Here is an 18097-nt window from a genome sequence, read left to right as displayed (position 1 = left end):
TTATCTCGCGCTTATTTTTTATCGCTATTAAAATTAGCCGCTTCTTGCACTGTGTTAATAGCAGTAATAGGGAAGGGGATCACAATACCTTCTTGGTTATAGCGTTTGTGGAGCGCTTTAATAAAAGCCGATTTAACCCAAAACCGATTAAAGTACTCTTTTGCGCGCAGCATCACGGTAAAATTAATACTTGAGTTATCAAAGGTGTGATACACCACAAAGGTATTGTAATCATCAACCCCCCATTCATGGTCAATCAGTACTTGGCGCGCAACCTCAAGCGTTACTTGCTCCACAAAATCTAAGTCTGAACTGTAGTGAACGCTTACATCAACAGGTACACTCAGTTCTTTTTCGGGGTAAAAGTAATTAATAATACGCGATTTAGAAAGCTGACTATTAGGAATAATAATCATATTATTTGGCAACATTTTAACCCACGTAGAACGCCAACCAATTTTTTCTACAAAGCCTTGCTCCTTTGACTCAAGCTCAATAAAATCGCCTACCCGTATGGGTTTATCAATAACAAGTTGTACGCCCGAGAAAAAGTTTTCAAGGGTGGGTTGCAGAGCAAGCGCCACCGCTAGTGATGTAATACCCAACGAGGCAATAATAGGGGTAATAGAAATACCCAAGGTGCCTAAAAGCACTAATGCGCCTACCGATAAAACGCTTACCCTAATAATACCTTTAATAATACTTTGCGAATTAAAAATCACCGCCGACTCTTTGCTGTAATAATTAATGGTGCCCACAAAAAAGCGGTCAAAAAATAAAATAATAGCCACTAAGCCCAAAATAATATTAATGGTCGAAAACGAAATATAGCTCGCAACCGGCTCGCCTTGTATTAACAACCCTTGCTCTATAATGGTGAGTAGCACAATAATTGTGCAAAGGGTAAGCGGTTTAGAGATAGAGGCGATAAGTAAGCTATCGAATATAAATTTAGTATGAGAGGTCCACTTTTTGAGCCAGTACATTATAAAAAAGCGGATACAAAACAAAGCTATAGTGATAGAAACTAAACAAATAGCAATAACCACCCAAGGTTGCTCTGTTAGGTTGTAAAAAGTAGTAGCAGTCATTACTTACCTCTCTTTTATAATCTTAAAAGAATAAACAGCAAGTTATGTACCTAAATAAGTAAAGGGGTGTATTTGTAAAATAACGCAGGTTATTAAAAGGGATATAACTGGCAGCTAAAGCTTGCCAGTTATATTTTAGATTTACTTAATTGAATTTTGAATGTTACCAAGCGTGTTAAGTTATTTGGCTATTTAGCACGCTAGAATGATTAAATATTAAAGTCGATTACATAGACTCAAGTGTTTTACCTCGGGTTTCTGTAATGTATTTAGCCACAAAAAATATGCTAATAAGTGCCGATAACGCATAAAAGCCGTACGCACCTGCTAGGCCAATGTTAGCCAGCATAATAGGAAAGGTCATGGTAATGGCAAAGTTAGCAATCCACTGTGCGCTTGCTGCAACAGCAAGCGCTGCGCCGCGAATACGGTTATTAAACATCTCACCTAATAACACCCACACAACAGGGCCCCAGCTTAAGCCAAAAAATACCACAAATAAGTTAGCCATTATAAGCGCAAACGTACCCATGTTATCGCTAAGTGCAAGCTTGCCTGCTTCATCGAGGCCTGCGCTGCCAAATATATAAGTAAGCGCACTTAAGCTTATAAACATACCCACACTGCCTACTAATAGCAGTGGTTTGCGGCCAATTTTGTCAACTAGGGCAATAGCAATAAAGGTCGATACAATATTAGTCGTACCCGCTAATACATTTATAAATAGCGATTGCGACTCGTCAAACCCAGCGGCTTGCCAAAGCTCAGAGCCGTAATAAAACACCACATTAATACCTACAAATTGCTGAAACACACTCAGCGCAACACCCGCCCATACAATCGGGTGCACTTTTTTACTGCCATCAATAAATAAATCGCGAATACTCGGCTTTTTATCGCTTTGCAAAGAGCTTTTAACATCACTTATTTGCGCAGCAACGTTGTCGTTCGAAATTTTACTAAATACCGTTTTTGCATCGGCTACTTTACCTTGCGCCACTAAATAACGAGGCGACTCAGGAATAAACAACACACCCACTAAAAACAGTATTGCAGGCACCAGCTCAGCCCAAAACATCCAGCGCCAAGCGGCTATATCAAGCATTAAAATATTTTGCGCGCTGCCAGCTGCATCAGCAATTAAATAGTTACTTAAAAACGCAGCAAATAAACCCAATACAATAGCAAGCTGTTGTAATGTGGCTAAACGACCACGAAGCGCTGGTGGTGCAACCTCTGCAATATAAGCTGGCGCCAATACCGATGCAGCACCAATACCTAACCCACCAAATAAGCGGTAAAAAATAAATTCAGCCGAGCTTTCGCTAATGCCTGAGCCAAACGCGCTAATAGCAAAAATAATCGCAGTGATGATCATAATTGCACGGCGGCCAAACTTATCAGCCAGCGGCCCCGTAGCAAGTGCCCCCACGGCGCAGCCTAATAATACCGAGGCTACATTAAACCCCGTAGCCACACTGCTTGAATTAAAAGCATTACCGAGTGCCGACACCGTGCCGTTAATAACGCCCGAGTCAAAACCAAATAAAAAGCCACCAATAGCAGCCACGGCAGAGATAAAAATTACGTAAAAAAGAGAAGAATTTTCAGCTGTGTTGGCTGAGTGGGAAGGCGGTGTGTGCGTTGTCATTATATGCCCTGAAATATAAATTGAATATAAAGGAGCATAATATCGTAAAGCGCTATGGCTGAATACATTTGTGCAGGTATAAAGGGTTTGGCGAGTATAAATTAAGCAGTGCTTTGAAGGTTTTAATTTAAGGGCATTAGTTTGAATACTTTAAAATAAGCAACTGCCTTTTTAGATAAAACAGACTGAATTTTAATAAACAATATGCTTTGTATGGTTAATGCCTTGTTTGATAAATATTGCTGATCTCACCCTTTTTGGTGTATTTCTCAATTGCAGAAACTGATATGAGGTTTAGTAATTGTTTACATGTGGTTATTTGGTGGTTAAAGTGAACGCACTATAAGATAGGGATATTAATTGGCCAAAATTGACAGGTGTCGTAGGCTAAGTTGATAGGCTGTATTCGCAGTGTTCAATTCAATCAAGGATATAAAATGAATTTAGGTATTGGATGGTTACGGAAGTTTTTTGTTAATTATTTATGGCTAGGTGTTGTCATAGTTCTTATATCAATAATTATCGATGTGCATTACCCGGATAAAGGCTTTTTCCTACCCATACTAGTCAGTTTATTAAACTCTATTGGAATTGCTATTCTAATTGCATCTATTTTTACTTTTGCTTCTGGTACATCGCAATTTGTAGATAAAATAAAAGGTTTATTAGAAGACATTATAATTAAAAGGAATTTTTTAGGTAATATTGACTCAGAAGGCAAAAAAGAGGCTTTAAAATCACTAATTCAACCAACTATTAGTGAATCAAGTAAATATCCTAATATAGGTGACTATTATGGTCACTTTATAAATAAAACTCTAGAAATAGGCACAAAATCAGTCCGAAGTAATTATCAAATTGCTGCACGTGTATTTATTGACGAGATACAAAGTAGGTTAGCCATAAGTAGTGTTTATAGTTATAGAGTCTATCCATCTTCTGATGGATTTCAAAGAATCACTATTGGGTTTCAGGAAGGCCTTACTGGTCCTTCTCAATGTCATCATGTAGCCATTAGCACACCTGATGGTAAACGTAAGTTAATTGATAAATTTACGTTTGAGGAGAAGAATGATGGTGGTGATATTAGTAAAATCACATATGTAAACACAGATGATTTTGATGAACAACCTCACTTAGATGTTGAGCTTAAAATTACAGAGTACGGCTCTGATCATTGGGCTTTAATTGATTTTAAAGCGTTACAACCAACAGATGGTTTTAAGTTTATTTTACACTGTGCAGATGATATTGAAGTACAAGAACATTGTATTTTTGTTGTGGGGGCTAATTATTATTTAGATATATCAGATGACAAAAAGGAAATTTCAATTAATTGTAATCAATGGATTAACGAAGGTTCTGGTTTAACCGTCTTGGTATCAGATCCTCAAGATCAAAAGCAAAATCAGTCATCATTAAGCACTTTAGGAAAAACTGCCTAACGAGTGATTAACCCCATCAACTGCTAACACATAACTAGCATTAAGAATATTTTTAGCACTATACATAGTGCTAAATCTTCCCCAGTTTCTCCCTCATACCTCAAAGTTATTAAAGTACTCTTTTTGCAGCTCTATAGTCAGTGCTTTAGGGCGAATACTTTGTACTAAGCTATATACCTCTTCTTTTGTGCAACCTGCCGAATTTAAAATAAGTGCAGCCACCAACCCTGTGCGACCAGTGCCGCCTTTACAATGTATGGCAATGGTTTGTTTTTGCTGTATGGCTTGAAGTATGTCGGTTTTGTGGGTGTTCCAGCTTGATGTAAAAGGCTGTTTGGGTGCTTCGTCGTCATTTATAGGTAAATGAAACCAGGTTATACCGTGCTTTTTGCACTCACTATTAATGCTTTCTACGTTGTTTTTTTCAAGCTCCTTTTGCGGCATAAGCGATAGCAGCATGTGAGTGTCAGCGGCTTTTAATGTGGCAATTGAATCCGCTAGGTTTTGTGTTTTTGTACCAGGGCAAGGCGTAAAAATAATATTTGCGCCGTTATTGAGTGATAAAACATCGTACGGGTGCGCGCTCATGGTAAGTCCTTTATTTTTAATGAATTTACTTTTATACGATCACTATAGCGTGTTTTAGTTGCAAGTTTAAGATTGAATAATAAGCATAAATGCTAGATACTGTTTTTATATACAGTTGTGGCGATGTTATGAAAAAAGAATTACCAGCAAAATACTATTTAGCGCATTTTAGAGAGCTTATTGAGTTTGTAACAAGTAAATGTATGCATTTACTTGAGCCCAAACACAGCCAATTTATTAGTAAAATTAACCAGCTTGATGAGCAAAGCCAATGCATGTTGGCACGTGTCTATTCGCGCAAGCCTTATTTAGTGCAGGCGCAATCGCTCAATTATGAAGAAATAACCTCGCCGCATCAGGCTATTTATACGCTAAAAACAGCGGGTATTTTATATGAGCCAAACGCGCAGCATTACAAGCTACTTATAGCGCATTTAACTAAGCCCATGCTGGTGGAGTTGCTCAGTAATTACAGTGAGCAAGTAAGCTTTAAAAAAAGCGCAGCTAAAGGGGAGTTGGTCACTATTGCGTGCCAATTTTTTAGTGGGCGCGCAGATGATTTAGCCTCTTTATATAGCCAGTATGTCATTAATAACCGAGAAGATTATTACGAGTATTTTGAGTTTTTATTTGCAGGGCGCTTAAGTAGTGGCGATGTAAATCATCAAAACCGCTTTGTTATGCGCGATTTAGGGTTAACCGCTACCCGCGAAGGGCACAGCGAGAGCTTGTCGCGCTTTAATACACTCGCTGAGGCGCAATCTAATTATGTTTTAAACCGTTACCGTTTAGCGTTTAAAAACATTGGCAAAACAGCCGGTAATACAAAAGCTGAAACCTTGGATGATAAAACACCTTACACCGAGCTTGCGCATTTAGTTTTAGCGCAACCGGCGAACGGTGCACAAGCGCACGATATTAAAAACAAGCTGCTGGTTAGGCTGTATAAACAACTTAAAAATACCAATAGCGAACTTGCCTTTAGCCTACTAGAAGACTGCACCGATTACGCCGAAGCCCAAGAGATTCAAATAAGAGAGCAATACCGTTTAGGTAATAAAGAGTGGGTAAAAGCGCAGCTAGAGCAAATAATAGAAAATCCGCTCACCGACGACCTACTGTACTTTGCGGACGACTTTTTAATGCGTAAGTTTAATAAACAAACGCGTTCGCGCTTAAGCACTATGCTGGCCGATACCCAATGTGTGCTTGAAATTGACGAAATTTACCGAGGCGATGTAGAGCAAGGCGTAAATGAGCATTACACCGCAAAAGGGTTAACGGTTTTTAATACGGAAAACACCTTATGGCAAAGCTTATTTGGTTTAGTATTTTGGCACGAGTTGTTTATAGAGTCGCCTTACCCGCCGTGTAATGAATTTGATATTTACCCGCAAGTTTTACAACTTGATAATTTTTATGAAGCACAAAGTACGCAAATTGACGCACGTTTAAAAAGCTGTAGCACTAATCAGGCGCTGCTTAATTTGGTATGTAAACATGCCGCGCAATACTTTGACCAGCCCAATGGGTTATTTAGATGGCGCAGCAATTTATTAGAGCCACTAGAGGCGCTTATTTTAAATAGCCCGCTTGAAGCGTTAATTGCGCACTTAACGGCCATGAGCAAACAGTATTTACAGTTAAAAGACGGCTACCCCGACTTAATGGTTATTAATAATGGCCAAGTACACTTTGAAGAGGTAAAAGCCCCAGGCGATAAGCTTAGGCGCAACCAACTTACTACTATTGATAATTTAAAAAATGTAGGCTTTACGGTACACATTGCCGCAGTTAAATGGTTTGTAGACCCTAACCGTGTTTACAGCATCGTTGATATAGAAACCACCGGCGGCTTAAAAGGCGGTAACCGTATTACCGAAATTGGCATAGTTAAAGTACAGCACGGTAAAGTAATAGATACCTGGACGACACTTGTTAATCCGCAGCGCCATATCCCAAGCTTTATTACTAAACTAACCGGCATAAGCGATGGCATGGTTTACAACGCGCCTGTATTTGCCGATATAGCACAGCCACTACTAGATAAACTCGCAGGCAGTATTTTTGTAGCCCATAACGTAAACTTTGATTACGGTTTTATAAAAAAAGAATGCGAGGCTGCAGGGCACTTTTTTAAAATGCCAAAAATGTGCACCGTGGTTGAATCGCGCAAAGCGTTTAAAGGGTTAAAGTCGTATTCGCTTGGTAACCTTAGCGCGCATTTTAATTTAAATTTAACCAGCCATCACCGCGCATTGGCCGATGCTACAGCCACTGCCGAGCTGTTATTGCTGATCCAAAACAGTGAAACGCACACGCAGTAAACGAGTAACTTATATTTAAGAATATGAAAATTAAGTAATTAATTAACGTTACTACAAATTTTTATTTGTTTTTGGAATAAAGGGTTTTTGTAAATCGTCTTCTTTATGTCAATCCGACAAACTAGAGGACAAAACAATGACTAAATTAAATAAAATTGTAAGCGTAATGATGTTAAGCGGTGTGTGTACTTTTACAGGTGCAGTGCACGCCGCTGATATTGAAATATCTCAGTCAACGTCGGCGCAGCAACAAACATCTACATCTATTACGCTTTCACAAAATGGTTTAACAGCCAGTGGTAGCAATGACACAGACGTATCTAACGATACACAAGTAACGGCTGATGACTCGCAAAATACAGATTCAACGGCTAATAATTCACAAACTCCAGCGCAAGAAAGCAGCGAGACCGCAGAGCCTGCAAGTTCATTAGTTGCATCTGCCGGCTCATCTTTAAATAACTCATTGAACGCATCGGCTTCGTCTTTAAATGCCACAGGCAATACCGCAGTCGATACAGCGCTTGATACAACAGCGCAGTTAACCTCATCGGCGGGTAACTTAACAACCGCTGTGAGCCAGTCGTCATTACTTTCTGTTAGCTCTGAGCAAGCCGCTCAGCCTGATACTACTGATACACCAACAAGTGCCTCTTTACTTTCAAATGTGAGTAGCGCTACCGATTCAGTAACACCAGCTGATGCAACAAATGCGCTTAATGCGGGTGAGCTTACAAACCAACTAGCAATGACTAATACGGCTGCAAACTCAGTGAGTTCTGCACTGCAAGTAGGTGATGTAATTAATACCAGTAATGAAGTAGTAAGCAGTGTTCAGCAATCTTTAATTGCCAGTGTGCAAGATAGTACGGTTAGCAGTTTACAAAGCACGGTACAGCAAAGTGTTAGCGGGCAGGTGAGTGCGGCGGTCACTGATCAAATTAGTAACGATGTAGCACTTAGCACCGCAAATGAAGTAGTAACCAACATTACTAACGATTTAGACCTAGGCCTTTAATACGCCACGTGTTTGCAAAAATGCCGAATAGGGAAACCTATTCGGCCTGTTGGAGAATAAATATGAAAGCAGTTATTACCGCCACATTGTGTGTTTTTAGTGCCCAAGCGGTGCTTGCACAAACCAACCACGTTAAAACACCTGAGCAAACTAAACCCTTTAAAAGTAGCTTTGAGCTAAACGCAGATGCTGAAGTTGGGGTATTAAGTAACTCGGCGCTCTCTGTTCAAGAGCTCGACGATATTTCCTCGCAAAGTGATAGCGGCATAAAAACCGCAGCCGGTGTTAATGCAAAATGGCAATTAACCAAAGGCGCTAAATTAACTTCAAGCTATAAGTTTGAACAACAAGACTACGATGAGTTTGATCAATACGATTTAGGCCTGCATCAATATGGTTTAGATGGCAGCTATAGCTTTAATAGCCATGAGGTAGGAGTTCGTTACGATGGCGCAAAAGCAAATGTAGATAGCGAACCATTTTTACACTTCAACCAAGCCAGTGCTTATTATGGTCATTTTTTAAACCCGCATACGTATTTGCGTATGAGTATAAAAACCAAAGCTAAACGTTTTACTACTGCAAAAGCACGTAATGCCGACGGTGTAGGCGGCGATGTAGCGCTTTATCATTTTATAAATAATGGGCAAACCATGCTAATGGCAGCGCTAAGTGCCGATAAAGAAAACGCCGACGACAACCAATACGACTTTAACGGCTACGGTTTTACTACTAAAGTTACGCACAAATTTACGGCCTTTAATGTGGCTAACAAAGTGGGGGCTGGCTGGCGTTATCAAAATAAAGATTACGATGAACAAACAACGGATGACTTTTTTGAGCAAATACCGTCGCGAGATGAGCACCGAAATGTAGTTAATGCGTTTTATAATTTAGCTGTATTTGAGCACGTAACACTCATAGCCGAGGCTGAATATGGCGATTATCAATCTAAGCTTAGTAGCAATACCTATACGCAATCGGTTTTATCGGCGTCAGTTAAAGTGCACTTTTAGGTGGGTAAATGGCGCCATAACCAAAGGTGGTGTCTTTGCCTTGCTCGCCTAAATCTTTGGCAAGCGATGTAAGTTCTTTAAGTGCTTTGGTTTTATTATTACCATGCTTTAACAATAAACAACTCAATGCCGCGCTTACATGCGGCGCCGCCATTGACGTACCCGACTCCCTCCCAAATTTTCCATTGCCTTGGCTTGTAACAACATTTACACCAAGGGCTGTAAAGTCTATGTAATCGCCTTTATTTGACCATCTATAAATGTGGTTATTTGCATCAATAGCACTTACCGCTATCACGCTTTTATACGCGCCTGGGTATAACGGCTGCGACGCCGGCCCTTGGTTACCTGCAGCAGCTACAATTAACACATTTTGTTTTATTGCAGCAGTAATACTTGCTTCTAAAACTGCGTTATTTGGCCCTGTTAGGCTCATATTTATAACGGGTATTTTTTTACTAACTAACCAGTTAAGTGCCTCTACTATGGCAAATAATGTAGCCCCTTGTGCATATTCAGATTGCCTATAAAACACCTCGGCACTGTAAAGCTTGGCACTGCCTAAAAGCGGGCTAAGTTTTTCGCCTTTACCCGTAATTAACCCCGCTATGGCGGTGCCGTGTAAATTTGGCGAGCTTAACCCTTGTGGTAAAAAGCTTTGTGTGATGATATTTGCGCCTTTAAATGCACCGTGTTTGGTATTAATGGCGCTGTCGATCATGCCAATTTTTACACTTTGTGTGCAGTAAGGCGCAACAGGCTTATTTTGCGTTACTTTTAAGGTAGGCTCGCCTGTTTGCGCTTGGTAAATGTGGTTTCGGTCAAGTATTGCAGACTCATCTAAGTTAAGCGCTTTTAATAACTCACTTTTAGAATTAACACCTTGGGGCACGTTAAAGCGCACTAAGCTCATGTTAAGTGCGTTGTAATTTTTTACCGATAAAATGGTTACATTTTGCTGCTTTAGGGTATTAAGTTGTTGGCTATTTGCCATTAATAACCATTGGCGCTCTATTGCTCTAAAGCCGTTTTCAAGCTCTACTTCAACAAATGCGGTGTTTTGGCTATTTATATTAATGTTAAGCACATTGGGTAAGCTGCTAATTGGCTCACTAATTTGCGCTTTTAGTTCATCAATCGATATTTGTGGAACAGGCACCGGAAGCGGCAGGCGTTGTGCCCGCTCTATAGTTTGCTCAATACGCTGCTCTATTGGGTTTAGCTGCCCAAGTACCTGATCGACTCTCACTATATTGGCTGAGCTCGTTGCGCTAAATATGCAAAGCGAGGCGGCTATTATGTGTTTAACGCGGACTTTTTTCATGTTCATACTGGGTTACTTATTTTTTATTACACTGTTAGTTAACGTTTAACACATAGAAATATTTCATTATTCAAATTATTTTGATTATTTGGGAATAAATTTTTTTTTGAATCGTCTTCTTTATAAAAGGGGTAAAAATCAATGAACGAAACTCTAAAAACCTTATTGCCCATGCTTAGGCGTTTTGCCTATTCGCTAACGGGTAGTAAAGCAGATGCAGACGATGTAGTGCAAATAACAATTGAAAAACTATTAGTAAAAGGCATTCCGGATGACGTTGATCCTGCTAAATGGGCGTTTAAAATTTGCCGAAATGTGTGGATAGACGAATACCGCTCACGCAAAGTAAGGCAAAATACGGCTCAGGCCGATGTTTTACCAGAGCCAATTTCAAGTAATGAGCACCAAACACTCGAAAACAAACAAATGCTTAAAAATGTAAATACAGCACTTGGGCAATTACCCGAAGAGCAACGCGCCATTGTATCGCTTGTGGCAGTGCAGGGCATGGCTTACAAAGAAGTCGCACAAACGCTCGATATACCTATAGGCAGTGTAATGAGTAAATTATCGCGCGCACGCAGTACACTTTATAACTTAATAAAACCCGACTTTAAAAAGGAGCAAGTATGAACATTAACGACGAAACACTTAGCGCCTTTTTAGACTCAGAACTCAGCGAGCACGAAATGGAGCAAGTGCGTAAAGCCCTCGAAACCAATGATGAACTAGTAATGCGACTTGCAGAGCTAAGCGAAGTAGACATGCTAGTGAAAGAGCACGCTTCAAGTATTGATGACGCCCCCCTTAGTGACTCATTAGCTAAATCGGTTGCAAAGCTTGATACAGCAACGATTAAAAACACGTCAAATAGCAATGTAGTTACGTTAACCCCTTGGCAAAGGGTTAAGCAGTCGGCTAATAAAGGTTTAGCAATAGCTGCAAGCGTTGCCGTGGTATTTGGTATTGCAATGACGAGCTATTTACAACCCAATGAGTCGCAAAATTTAGTAGCCAGTAACATAGCTTCAGCCCTTAATACACAGCTAAGTAGTGGTAAATATGAGCAAAGTGATGGCTCAGTATTTAGCGCGCAGCTTAGTTTTAAAAATCAGCAAGGTGAGCTTTGTAGGCAGTATGCACTAAGCTCAAACAATACAACGCAAACAAGCATTGCTTGTAAAACACAAAGCGGTTGGCAAATTAAAGCGCAAACAGTCGCGCAGCAAAGTAATAACGGCGCGCAATATCATACAGCGTCTAACAACAATGAGTTAGATGCTGTTATAGACAGCATGATCAGCGGCGCACCACTAGATAGAGCGCAAGAGCAGCAAGCAATTAGTGCAAAGTGGCAGTTAAACCAATAATAGTTTTTATAAATCGAGGTGAATGATGAAAACATCTATTTTAATTATCAGTATTTTACTTATGGCGGGTTGCGCATCAAAACCCGACTACCGCCCAGCTAATAATGGCTCACAAGGTTATAGCGAGCAAAAAATTAGTGACGATCAATACCGCGTCGAGTTTAAAAGTGTATCAAACAACGTAGCCGATGCCGGTGACTATGCATTATTACGCGCGGCTGAGCTTACCCAAGCGCAAGGCTACGACTGGTTTGTTGTAACAAATAAAGAAACCTTTGTTGAGTCTAAATCGCAAGCCCCCACGTCATCTATTAGTGCATCACACAGCCCGCAATATGAGCGAAACTGTGGTTTATTAACCTGCGAAACACGCGCACGCCCAACAAGCAGCGTAGGCGTACAGTTAAGCAATCATGATAAACGCAAAGAAGTGCACACCTTAATTGATATTAAAATGGGCAAAGGTATAAAACCCAGCGACAACAGCTTTAGCGCCCAAGACTTAATTGAAAACTTAAGCAAAAAAGCACAAAAGTAATTATGAGAATAGTTATTAGCTGTCGCTATTTTACATGTGATTATATTTCAGCCGTACACTTACGCCCTAAATTTTAGTGACAGTGAGCACATAATTGTAAGTCAGTTAGGTGCCTACTTTAAATGTGCTTACCCCTCCACCTAGACTTCGAAGTCTTTTAATCGACATTTTCTCCACCATACTTCTTTCTTTGGTTGTTTTTGTTAAATTAGACAGATCAAACCAGTGCTTTAAAGAATAAGCCTGAAAAATAACCCTTTGATTTTAAAGGTTTTATTTTTATTTTAATACGCTGCTTCGTTTTTAGTGTTATGAACATGTAAAACTTTTATATAATCTTTATTGCATTCGAATGCAAAAAGCGATAGTTTTTATAAGTCGAAAAAATAGGCATTTAAATCGCGCTTTTAATAATTATAAATACTAAAAATTTGGTAGCGGGTTATTTAGCCCTTAAATGCTTAATAAAATAACTTATATCAACAGGTGGAGAACTAATCTCATGGCCGCACATATTTTACGTAAAACACTTATTTTTGCTGCAGTAAACACGGCGATATTGGGCTCGGCCTCTGTATACTCGCAAGAGGCAAAGTTAAACCCTAACAAAGAGTTGGAGGTTATTTCGGTTACCTCAACTAAGCGTGTTAAAAGTATTCAGTCGGTGCCTTTGGCTGTGACCGCTGTATCGGCTAAAGATTTACTTGAAAATGGCGTTACTGATATCTTAAACCTTGACAGCTTAGCGCCAGGTTTAAAGTCTGGCGTGTCGGGTAGTGATGCTCGCCCAGCTATGCGCGGTGCCAGAACAGAGCAAGTAGAAGCTAACGATGTTGCTATCGCGTTTTATTCTAACGGTGTTTATCGTCCTCGCCACGGGCAGGCGCTTGCTGGTTTTGTAGATTTAGAACGTGTTGAAGTATTACGTGGGCCACAAGGTACATTGTTTGGACGAAACTCATTTGGTGGGGCAATTGATGTAATTGCTAAAAAGCCAGAGCTAGATATTACCGAAGGTGGTATGGCTGTTACATTTGGTAATTATGGTCATTTACGTGGTGAAGGCTTTTTTAATACAGCGCTTACTGATGACACTGCAGTACGTTTTACTGGGGTTCGAGAAATAAGGGATCCCTACGTTGAAAATACATTTAATGAAGATGCAGGCTTAAAAGATGCTGATATGTATTTTTTACGTGGCCAAGTTTTTACCGAAATTAACGACGATATAAATTTAAATGTAAAAGTAGAGACCTGGCAAGACGACTCTAATGGCGGTGGTGCATTTGGTTATCATATTTTAGGTGTGCCTATAAATCCAGCCACAGGTAAAACAAGCTTGTCGGCCCCATTAACTGAGCGAATAGGTCGCGATGATGTATGTGGCAGTAATTGTGGCCGCTTTGGTGCAGGTTTAGATAACGTAGCAACACCAGGGCTTGATACAGCACAGGCGGTATCGTCAGATCCATTCACTCAGCAGTTTGACTATAATCCATCGCGGGATGTAAGTGATGTAAGCATTAGTGCAGAGCTTAACTGGTCATTAGAGTCGGTGGATTTAAAAGTGATTGCAGCCTCAATGGATTACGAAGAAACGCGTCTTACTGATGGTGATTTTTCGACGTATGCAACCACAGTTGATGGTAATGCGATTGAATCAAAAACAAACTCGCTAGAAGTGCAGGTTAGCTCAACGTATGAAAGCGACTTTGAATGGGTAGCCGGTATTTATTTGTTTTCAGAAGATTTAGATAATGCATTTTTAAATGGCAGCTATGGTGCCGTGGTTGACAATGTGCCAGATACAACCCAACCACAAGAATTTCAGTACGCGTCTTGGTTAAATCAAATTCAATTAGAAACGCGATCCGCAGCTGCTTACTTCCAAGGTAACTATGCTTTTAGTGATGATACTCGTGGTATAGCGGGTATTAGATACACAAATGATAGCCGTGAGTGGGATATTTACGGGCAAAATCCAGATAATTTAAGTACGCTTGATTTTTCTGTGCTTGAGGTTGATAACGCAGATGACGACTGGAGCAAAGTAACATGGAAATTAGGGCTTGAGCACGATTTAACAAATTCTCAACTGCTTTATGCAACGGTATCTACAGGCTTTTTAGCGGGTAATGCTCAGGGTGCTTTTAATGGCGAAAATAGCTATGACGAGCAAACAGTAACGGCTTACGAGGTTGGCTTTAAAAGCATGTTGCTTGATAATTCATTAAGACTTAATGCTTCTTTATATTATAACCAGTACGAAGATCTCCTCTCTACCCGTTTTCAAAACGTGGGTGGTACGGCAGTCTCGTTTTTTGGTAATGCAGGCGAAATTGATGCGACAGGCTTAGAGCTTGAAATTGATTGGCAGGTAAGTGATGCACTTCGCCTAGGGGCACGCGCCGCGTTTACAGACTCAACGTATGGCGACTTTGTAACACCAAACGTATTTGAAGAAGGTGGAGAGACCATTAACGGTGTAGATAACTTACTGCAACTAGATGGTAATGACGTGCAGCTAAGTCCTAAATACAATATTACACTATTGGCCAGTTATGAGTTTGACTTAGGTGATAATGGGCGAGTGGTGCCTGCTACCAGTATTCAATTATCGGATTCGTATACGACCAACGATTTGCCTTTTTCATTTGGTACTCAAGAAAGTTACCAAAAGTACGATGCTAGCCTTGCATGGTATTCGGCAAATAATGAGTGGTCTGTGCGTGCGTATGTTCAAAACGCTGGAGATGAGCTTATATTACTTAGAACAGTCCGCTTTGGTGGTAATGTAGCTGCGGCTGATTATGCTAATCCGCGCACTTATGGTGTAAGGGTAGGCTATAACTTTTAGGCATTATTTAATGATGTACTTTAAGATTTTAGCATAAGTGTAAGTTTGTGCATTTTGCTAAAATATAGCGTTTAAATTTTAAATTAAACAATCGCTTACATAGAGCCAGTAATAAATTATTACTGGCTTTTTTGTGTTTCGAAATCACTTTATTTTAATTTTAACTTGTTGTTTTATAATGGTTAATGTTGGCAAGGTTATTATTCGTACAAAAAGTTGTTGATCTTTTTGACTCCGAAGTCTATTTTAGATCCATGCATTTTCAATTGATACAACTTGTTTACTGTAATAATTGAAAATGTAGGTTTTGGGGAGAACTAAATACGTTTTATACTCGGGAGAATAATTATAATGAAAGCTAAATTTACACGGACTCTCGTTCATTTTGCTGTCACTGGCGCTATTGCAGCAGCCACAATGAATGCCCACGCCGCGCAAGAGCCTGAATCGGCACAAGTGCAAGAACACGTTAAAGAACCTGCCATTGAGCGTATAGCGGTAACCGCTAACAGACGCTCGCAAGACCTACAGGAAGTATCATCATCAATAACAGCATTAGGTGAAGGGGACATTGCCCGCGCTGGTATTATTGATGTTACTGGTCTTGAACAAGTAGTACCAGGCTTACGTATGGGGTCGTCGGGTGGTGAGGTTCGCCCTGCCATGCGTGGCGCTCGCACCAACGAAGTAGGTGTAGCAGGCACCGGTATTGCTGAGCAAATTGTAGGTATATTTCAAGATGGTATTTATGTACCTACCACTTCATCAGGCTTAGGGGCACTGGTGGATGTACAACGTATTGAGGTATTACGTGGGCCGCAAGGTACGTTATATGGCCGAAACACGTTTGCGGGCAGTATTAATATTATTACTAACCAACCTGTTTTTGACGATTTACTGGGGAGTATAAAAGTTGAAACAGGCAGTTATAACCGCAGCGCTTACGAAGGAATTATAAATATTCCAGTAAGCGACACCGTGGCAACTCGTTTTGTAGTGGCCTCTGATCGCCATGATGGTTATATCAATAATTTAGTTGTTCCAGGGCCTTCAGATGATTTACGCGAAAAAAACCAGTTTTATATGCGTAACGTTACTAAGTGGGAACCAAACGAAAAGTTTAATGCCACAGTACGCTTTGATTACTCGCGTAAAGACTCAAACTCAGAAGCTATTTGGGGTTACCAGCAAATAGCGGGCTACCAAATTGAAGAAACCTCGCCGGGGTCGGGTGTATTTAACACCACGCCTACAATAACCGAGGGGCATATTTATCAGCCAAGTGATGCACAGCACGAAGACCTTGGCCCGTATGATGTTTACCGCAATGGTTTTTCACTTGATAAGCAAGAAAGTTTTTCGACCACATTAGCACTTGAGTGGTATACCGACTTTGCAGATATTAAATGGACCACTAATTATTCAACACTCAGTGGTAAGCAATATTACGATAACGACTACAGCGACGGAGGCATAGATTTTGTAGGTGGCTTTGGCCGTGAGGATGACCAAAAAACACTTTCATCTGAACTGCAATTTTCATCAAACGATGACGGTGACTTTTCGTGGATTGGTGGCCTTTATTACTTTGATCAAGAAGCCGACTGGAGCTGGTTATCGCATGCAGATACCACAGGCGACGGTGTATCAGACTCTGTTGTAGTGCCTTCGTGGGGGAACCCTGATTACGACCCACATACAGCTAAATCAATTGCGGCATATGGACAATTACGTTACCAAATAACAGAAGATTTGCGTGTCATTGGTGGCCTACGTGTAAACCAAGACGATAAAACATTTACCGGCGATACAATTCCTGATTGGGATGACTCAGCACTGCTTTATAAAGCGGCTGCCGAGTACGACATTAATAACGATATTATGGTGTATGCAAGTGTAGCAACTGGCTACAGAACCGGTGGCGCAAACGATTCGCGCGTAGTGGCTCGCGGTGCTGACCCACTTTATGATAACGAAGATGTTATCTCTTACGAAATGGGTATGAAAAGCTATTTGCTTGATGGCGCAATGCGTTTAAACCTTTCGGTATTTATGAACGAATATGAAGATGTAAAAGCACAGTTATTTGCAACATCATGTAACGATACGACCGCTGGCGATACTGTTTTAGAGTGTGTTGCAGCAGGTACAGCTACCACATTTGAATACTACGAAAATGGTGGTGATGTAGAAACCATTGGCCTAGAAGCCGATATTCAATGGGTTCCAATTGATAACCTCACACTTACCGGTACAGTATCACTGCTTGATAGTGAATTTGCTGATGGTTACGCGGTAGGTAATGAGCAACTTCGCCCATTATTGGCTTTAGGTAACTTAGAAGGCCGCCAAGACATAAACGACAGCGCTAGCCAGTTTAGTTTTGAAGGCTGGAGCCCAGCTATGGCGCCTGAATACAGTGTTGGTTTTTCAGCTCGTTATGAGTTTAGCTTAGGGGGAGACTCGTACTTAGTACCGTATATTCAACTAAATTACTTAGACGATTACTACGCGTTTGATACGAATATTCCAGAGGTGCAAGTAGATGCGCATTTAATGGCTGATGCACGTTTAACGTGGTACATAAACGACAGTGTGCAAGTAGAGGCATACGTTAAAAATATTGGTGATAAAGCCATTTTAACCCGTGGTGTAGTGCACTCACAAATTGTTGATGGCTTACCTGCAAACTCAGTACAAGCTAACTGGAACAACCCACGTACGTGGGGCGCAAGCTTAAAATATCAGTTTTAGAATTTCCTAAAATGGCCGCTACGGTCATTACTTTCAGCCAGCTATTTACTAGCTGGCTTTTTTGTTTCCTGCTCCTCTCATCCTCAAAATTAATTAATGCCAATCCATTTAATTAAGC

13 protein-coding genes are annotated in these 18097 nt (G+C 40.5%); 9 read left to right on the top strand and 4 right to left on the bottom strand.

The genetic code is table 11. The annotated features are described in order from the left end of the window. Nucleotides 1–11 precede the first annotated feature (11 nt). On the bottom strand, nt 12–1091 hold the full coding sequence (locus AN391_RS02610; RefSeq protein ID WP_055013953.1) for a mechanosensitive ion channel family protein: 1080 nt from the start codon (nt 1089–1091) through the stop codon (nt 12–14). A gap of 226 nt (nt 1092–1317) precedes the next feature. Then, nucleotides 1318–2742: a sugar porter family MFS transporter gene (locus tag AN391_RS02605; protein ID WP_055013952.1), complete on the bottom strand. Its 1425-nt coding sequence runs from the start codon at nt 2740–2742 to the stop codon at nt 1318–1320. A 437-nt stretch (nt 2743–3179) separates the two neighbouring features. Between AN391_RS02605 and AN391_RS02600 the strand changes: the two genes are divergently transcribed. Next, nucleotides 3180–4187 carry a hypothetical protein gene (locus tag AN391_RS02600; protein WP_055013951.1) on the top strand — a complete coding sequence of 336 codons (1008 nt, stop codon included), beginning with the start codon at nt 3180–3182 and terminating at the stop codon, nt 4185–4187. A 93-nt stretch (nt 4188–4280) separates the two neighbouring features. Here the strand turns inward: AN391_RS02600 and AN391_RS02595 are convergent, their stop codons facing one another. Next, nucleotides 4281–4775 (bottom strand): dual specificity protein phosphatase family protein, encoded by a 495-nt coding sequence (locus AN391_RS02595; RefSeq protein WP_055013950.1) that lies wholly within the window; start codon nt 4773–4775, stop codon nt 4281–4283. Nucleotides 4776–4864: 89 nt separating this feature from the next. Between AN391_RS02595 and AN391_RS02590 the strand changes: the two genes are divergently transcribed. The 3 genes from AN391_RS02590 (at nt 4865) to AN391_RS02580 (ending at nt 9136) form a co-directional block, all read left to right on the top strand. Further along, complete coding sequence (locus tag AN391_RS02590; protein ID WP_055013949.1) at nt 4865–7102, top strand: exonuclease domain-containing protein; 2238 nt, start codon at nt 4865–4867, stop codon at nt 7100–7102. A 136-nt stretch (nt 7103–7238) separates the two neighbouring features. Next, nucleotides 7239–8120, top strand: coding sequence for a hypothetical protein (locus tag AN391_RS02585; protein ID WP_055013948.1), 882 nt, complete (start codon nt 7239–7241; stop codon nt 8118–8120). A 62-nt stretch (nt 8121–8182) separates the two neighbouring features. Then, complete coding sequence (locus AN391_RS02580) at nt 8183–9136, top strand: surface lipoprotein assembly modifier (RefSeq protein WP_055013947.1); 954 nt, start codon at nt 8183–8185, stop codon at nt 9134–9136. Here AN391_RS02580 and AN391_RS02575 read toward each other — a convergent pair. Next, nucleotides 9120–10466, bottom strand: a complete 1347-nt coding sequence (locus tag AN391_RS02575; RefSeq protein ID WP_055013946.1) for a S8 family serine peptidase — start codon at nt 10464–10466, stop codon at nt 9120–9122. The two genes, AN391_RS02580 and AN391_RS02575, sit on opposite strands and share 17 nt — an antisense overlap. Nucleotides 10467–10601: 135 nt before the next feature. Between AN391_RS02575 and AN391_RS02570 the strand changes: the two genes are divergently transcribed. The 5 genes from AN391_RS02570 (at nt 10602) to AN391_RS02550 (ending at nt 17979) form a co-directional block, all read left to right on the top strand. Further along, nucleotides 10602–11093 carry an RNA polymerase sigma factor gene (locus AN391_RS02570; protein WP_055013945.1) on the top strand — a complete coding sequence of 164 codons (492 nt, stop codon included), beginning with the start codon at nt 10602–10604 and terminating at the stop codon, nt 11091–11093. Beyond that, on the top strand, nt 11090–11830 hold the full coding sequence (locus AN391_RS02565; protein WP_055013944.1) for an anti-sigma factor: 741 nt from the start codon (nt 11090–11092) through the stop codon (nt 11828–11830). Before AN391_RS02570 ends, AN391_RS02565 begins: the two co-directional genes overlap by 4 nt. 25 nt (nt 11831–11855) lie before the next feature. Continuing rightward, complete coding sequence (locus AN391_RS02560; RefSeq protein ID WP_055013943.1) at nt 11856–12368, top strand: CC0125/CC1285 family lipoprotein; 513 nt, start codon at nt 11856–11858, stop codon at nt 12366–12368. Between the two features lie 502 nt (nt 12369–12870). Beyond that, a complete protein-coding gene (locus AN391_RS02555; protein WP_055013942.1) occupies nt 12871–15225 on the top strand; it encodes a TonB-dependent receptor in 2355 nt (784 codons plus the stop codon). A gap of 351 nt (nt 15226–15576) precedes the next feature. After that, on the top strand, nt 15577–17979 hold the full coding sequence (locus tag AN391_RS02550; RefSeq protein ID WP_055013941.1) for a TonB-dependent receptor: 2403 nt from the start codon (nt 15577–15579) through the stop codon (nt 17977–17979). Nucleotides 17980–18097 lie beyond the last annotated feature (118 nt).

Origin of the sequence: Pseudoalteromonas sp. P1-13-1a, from assembly GCF_001401875.1 — a bacterium.
Taxonomy (GTDB): Bacteria; Pseudomonadota; Gammaproteobacteria; order Enterobacterales; family Alteromonadaceae; genus Pseudoalteromonas.
The sequence above is the reverse complement of the archived record's forward strand: the minus strand, read 5'-3'. Positions and strand labels throughout refer to the sequence as shown.

Excerpts from the sequence above, each read along its gene's own strand:
- AN391_RS02565 (WP_055013944.1), top strand. The coding sequence starts at position 11,090 with ATGAACATTAACGACGAAACACTTAGCGCCTTTTTAGACTCAGAACTC.
- AN391_RS02585 (WP_055013948.1), top strand. The coding sequence starts at position 7,239 with ATGACTAAATTAAATAAAATTGTAAGCGTAATGATGTTAAGCGGTGTG.
- AN391_RS02575 (WP_055013946.1), bottom strand. The coding sequence starts at position 10,466 with ATGAACATGAAAAAAGTCCGCGTTAAACACATAATAGCCGCCTCGCTT.
- AN391_RS02550 (WP_055013941.1), top strand. The coding sequence starts at position 15,577 with ATGAAAGCTAAATTTACACGGACTCTCGTTCATTTTGCTGTCACTGGC.
- AN391_RS02610 (WP_055013953.1), bottom strand. The coding sequence starts at position 1,091 with ATGACTGCTACTACTTTTTACAACCTAACAGAGCAACCTTGGGTGGTT.
- AN391_RS02590 (WP_055013949.1), top strand. The coding sequence starts at position 4,865 with ATGCTAGATACTGTTTTTATATACAGTTGTGGCGATGTTATGAAAAAA.
- AN391_RS02580 (WP_055013947.1), top strand. The coding sequence starts at position 8,183 with ATGAAAGCAGTTATTACCGCCACATTGTGTGTTTTTAGTGCCCAAGCG.
- AN391_RS02595 (WP_055013950.1), bottom strand. The coding sequence starts at position 4,775 with ATGAGCGCGCACCCGTACGATGTTTTATCACTCAATAACGGCGCAAAT.
- AN391_RS02560 (WP_055013943.1), top strand. The coding sequence starts at position 11,856 with ATGAAAACATCTATTTTAATTATCAGTATTTTACTTATGGCGGGTTGC.
- AN391_RS02600 (WP_055013951.1), top strand. The coding sequence starts at position 3,180 with ATGAATTTAGGTATTGGATGGTTACGGAAGTTTTTTGTTAATTATTTA.
- AN391_RS02555 (WP_055013942.1), top strand. The coding sequence starts at position 12,871 with ATGGCCGCACATATTTTACGTAAAACACTTATTTTTGCTGCAGTAAAC.
- AN391_RS02605 (WP_055013952.1), bottom strand. The coding sequence starts at position 2,742 with ATGACAACGCACACACCGCCTTCCCACTCAGCCAACACAGCTGAAAAT.
- AN391_RS02570 (WP_055013945.1), top strand. The coding sequence starts at position 10,602 with ATGAACGAAACTCTAAAAACCTTATTGCCCATGCTTAGGCGTTTTGCC.